Origin of the sequence: Actinomadura montaniterrae (assembly GCF_008923365.1) — a bacterium.
GTDB classification, from domain to species: domain Bacteria; phylum Actinomycetota; class Actinomycetes; order Streptosporangiales; family Streptosporangiaceae; genus Spirillospora; species Spirillospora montaniterrae.
In genome coordinates, this window is record NZ_WBMR01000424.1 from 1 (window position 1) to 3,067 (window position 3,067).

The following is a 3,067-nucleotide window of genomic DNA, read 5'->3' on the forward strand; positions in this document are numbered from 1 at the left end:
GCTCCGGGAGCGGCTCGTCCAGCACGCGCGTCGGCGGATGCTCGCCATCGCCGACGACCGCCGCCGCCTCGGCGTGCTGCGGGAACGGGGCGAGCTGCACGCCCGCCGCGTCCGCGAGGATCCGGGCCGCCTCCGGCGCCGCCGGACGCGCGCCGGGGTCCTCGTCCAGGCAGCGGCGGCACAGCTCCGCGACCTCGGCGGGGACGCCGTCCGGCAACGCGCCGACGTCCGGCGCGGGGGCCTCGCCGGTCAGCGCCTGGTTCAGCACGACGCCGAGCGAGAAGACGTCGGCGGACGGCCCCGGCTCGGCGCCCGTGAGCAGCTCGGGGGCGACGTAGGCGGGGGTGCCGAGGACCGGCCCGCCGGACGTCCCGGTGAACGCGATGCCGAAGTCGAGGACCTTCACCCCGACCGGCGTCAGGAACACGTTCGCGGGCTTGATGTCGCGGTGCACGACCCCGGCGGCGTGCGCGGCGGCCAGCGCGTCGGCGATCCGCGCGCACACCCCGGCCGCCTCCCGCCACGGCATCGGGCCGCGCGCGAGCCGCGCCGCGAGGGTCTCGCCGTCCAGCAGTTCCATCACCACGTACGGGACGCGCCGCCGCTGCGCGAACCGCCCCGTCCGCGGGGTGATGTCGTCCTCGCCGTAGTCGTAGACGCCGGTGATGCTCGGGTGGGCGAGGCCGGCGGCGGCCTTGGCCTCCTGGCGGAGCCGGCGGCCGAGCTCCTCCGGCCAGCCGTCCGCCGGGACCTTCACCGCGACGGCGCGGTCCAGGACCTGGTCGGTGGCGCGCCAGACGGTGGCCATCCCGCCGGCGCCCAGCGGCGCCTCCAGGAGGTAGCGCTCCCCGAGCCGGTCGCCCGGGGCGACGATCTCGGGCATGGGGGCAGCCTATGCCGGACTCAGGGCACGAGGTACCGGGTGTCGCGGACGTCGGTGATCGCCATGTGCCCGGGCGCGTGGCCGATCGCGAGCTTCGGGCGGGACGCCATGACCGCGGCCTGCGGCGTCACCCCGCACGCCCAGAACACCGGGATCTCGTCCACCCGGACCTCCACCGGATCTCCGAAGTCCGGCTCGCCGAGGTCGGCGATGCCGAGCTCGACGGGGTCGCCGACGTGCACGGGCGCGCCGTGCACGGACGGGTACCGCGCCGTGACGCGGACGGCGTCGGCGACCTGCGCGGCGGGGACGGGCCGCATCGACACGACCAGCGGGCCGCCGAACTCGCCGGCGCGGCGGCACATCCGGTTCGTCCGGTACATCGGGACGTTGGTGCCCTGCTCGATGTGCCGGACCGGGACGCCCGCCTCGCGCAGCGCGTCCTCGAAGGTGAAGCTGCACCCGATCAGGAAGGACACCAGGTCGTCGCGCCAGTAGCCGGTGACGTCGGACACCTCCGCGACCGGCTCGCCGTGCTCGTACACGACGTAGCCGGGCAGGTCGGTGCGCAGGTCGCCGGCGAAGAGCGACGCGGACGCCTCGCCGGGCTCGGTGACGTCCAGCACCGGGCACGGCTTGGGGTTGCGCTGCGCGAACAGCAGCAGGTCGTAGGCCTGGTCGCGGGGCACGGCGATGAGGTTCGCCTGCGTCCAGCCGGAGCACCAGCCGGCCGTCGGGACGCGCAGCCCGGCGCGGAACAGCGCCCTGGCCTGGTCCGGGCTGAGCGAGCCCGGGTCGATCGGATTCGTCACGGTCCCTCCTGTCTCGGATGCGGTCCTGCGAGCGGGGGCGCGGGATGCGGGCGGAACCGCAGCCGCTGCCCGGGGCGCGCCTGCGCGGCGCGCCCGACGTCGGCGGAGACGACCACCGCGATGACCGGGTAGCCGCCGGTCACCGGATGGTCGGCGAGGAACAGCACGGGCAGCCCGGACGGCGGGACCTGCAGGGCGCCGGTGACGGTGCCCTCGCTGGGCAGCTCGCCGCGCCCGGCGTGCTGCAGGCGGGGGCCGTCGAGCCGCATGCCGACCCGGTCGATCTCGCTGGTCACCTCGTAGGGCGAGCGGAACAGCGCGTCCAGGGCGCCGGGGGCGAGCCAGTCGGCGCGGGGGCCGGGGATCGCGCGCAGCACGACGTCCAGGGCGGGCGGCGGCGCGACCGGCAGGGCGTCCAGCTGCGGGTCCGCGCGCGGCGGCGGGCCGACCGGGAGCAGGTCGCCGGGTTTGAGCGGGGCCGGGCCGAGGCCGGACAGCGTGTCGGTGGAGCGGGAGCCGAGGACGGGCGGGACCGCGATCCCGCCGCGGACGGCCAGGTAGCTGCGCAGGCCCGTGGCCGGCGTGCCCATGCGCAGCTCGGCGCCGTCGGGCACGTGGAAGACCGAGAAGGGGGCGACGGCGCGGCCGCCGACGGTGAGGGGCGCGGGAGCTCCGGTCAGTGCGGCGAACACGCAGCCGCGGGACCGGATGTGGAGCCCGCCGAACGTGACCTCGATGGCGGCGGCGTCCTCGGGATTGCCGACCGCGCGGTTCGCGAGCCGGAACGAATCCGGGTCCGCGGCGCCCGCCACCCCCACGCCGAGCGCCGCGTGACCCGGACGTCCCAGATCCTGAACGGTTGCCAGGAGTCCTGATTGGAGAACGTCCAGGCCCCGCTTCATGGTTCCCTCCGGACGAAACGAACTTTTACCCCGGGCCTGAGCAGGGCGGGAGGGTCGCGGTCAAGGTCCCATAGGACGGCCTCCGTACGCCCTATGAGCTGCCAGCCTCCGGGCGACTCGACCGGGTAGACGCCGCTGTAGCGGCCCGCGAGACCGACCGCGCCGGCCGGGACCCGGACCCGCGGGGTGCCGCGGCGCGGGACGTCCAGCCGGGGGTCGCCGCCGTCCAGGTAGCCGAACCCGGGGGCGAACCCGGTGAACGCGACCCGCCACGGCGTGCCGGTGTGGGCGGCGGCGACCTCGTCGGGGGTGAGCCCGGTGAGCGCGGCGACCTCGGCGAGGTCCGGGCCGTCGTAGACGACGGGGACCTCGACGGCCGCCGCGGACCCGGCCGCCGCGCCGGGCCGCGCGCCGCGCACGGCGGCGGCGACCCGGGCGGGGTCGGCGGACGGGTCGAGCAGCAGGGTCAG

Annotated in this window: 4 protein-coding genes; all 4 read right to left on the reverse strand. The window is 76.9% G+C overall.

The genetic code is table 11. The features are described from left to right. On the reverse strand, positions 1-883 hold an 883-nt coding region (locus tag F9B16_RS49850), incomplete at its 3' end, for a serine/threonine-protein kinase (protein ID WP_151547259.1). A gap of 20 nt (positions 884-903) precedes the next feature. Beyond that, positions 904-1,695 (reverse strand): putative hydro-lyase, encoded by a 792-nt coding sequence (locus F9B16_RS49855; RefSeq protein WP_225992677.1) that lies wholly within the window; start codon positions 1,693-1,695, stop codon positions 904-906. Beyond that, positions 1,692-2,597 (reverse strand): 5-oxoprolinase subunit C family protein, encoded by a 906-nt coding sequence (locus tag F9B16_RS49860; RefSeq protein ID WP_151547260.1) that lies wholly within the window; start codon positions 2,595-2,597, stop codon positions 1,692-1,694. Before F9B16_RS49860 ends, F9B16_RS49855 begins: the two co-directional genes overlap by 4 nt. Next, positions 2,594-3,067, reverse strand: a 474-nt coding sequence (locus F9B16_RS49865) for a 5-oxoprolinase subunit B family protein (protein WP_151547261.1), incomplete at its 5' end; no start/stop codon positions are given. The genes F9B16_RS49865 and F9B16_RS49860, both read right to left, overlap by 4 nt.

What these genes read in the sequence shown, in the direction of transcription:
- F9B16_RS49860 (WP_151547260.1), bottom strand. Translation starts at nt 2,597, where the DNA reads ATGAAGCGGGGCCTGGACGTTCTCCAATCAGGACTCCTGGCAACCGTT.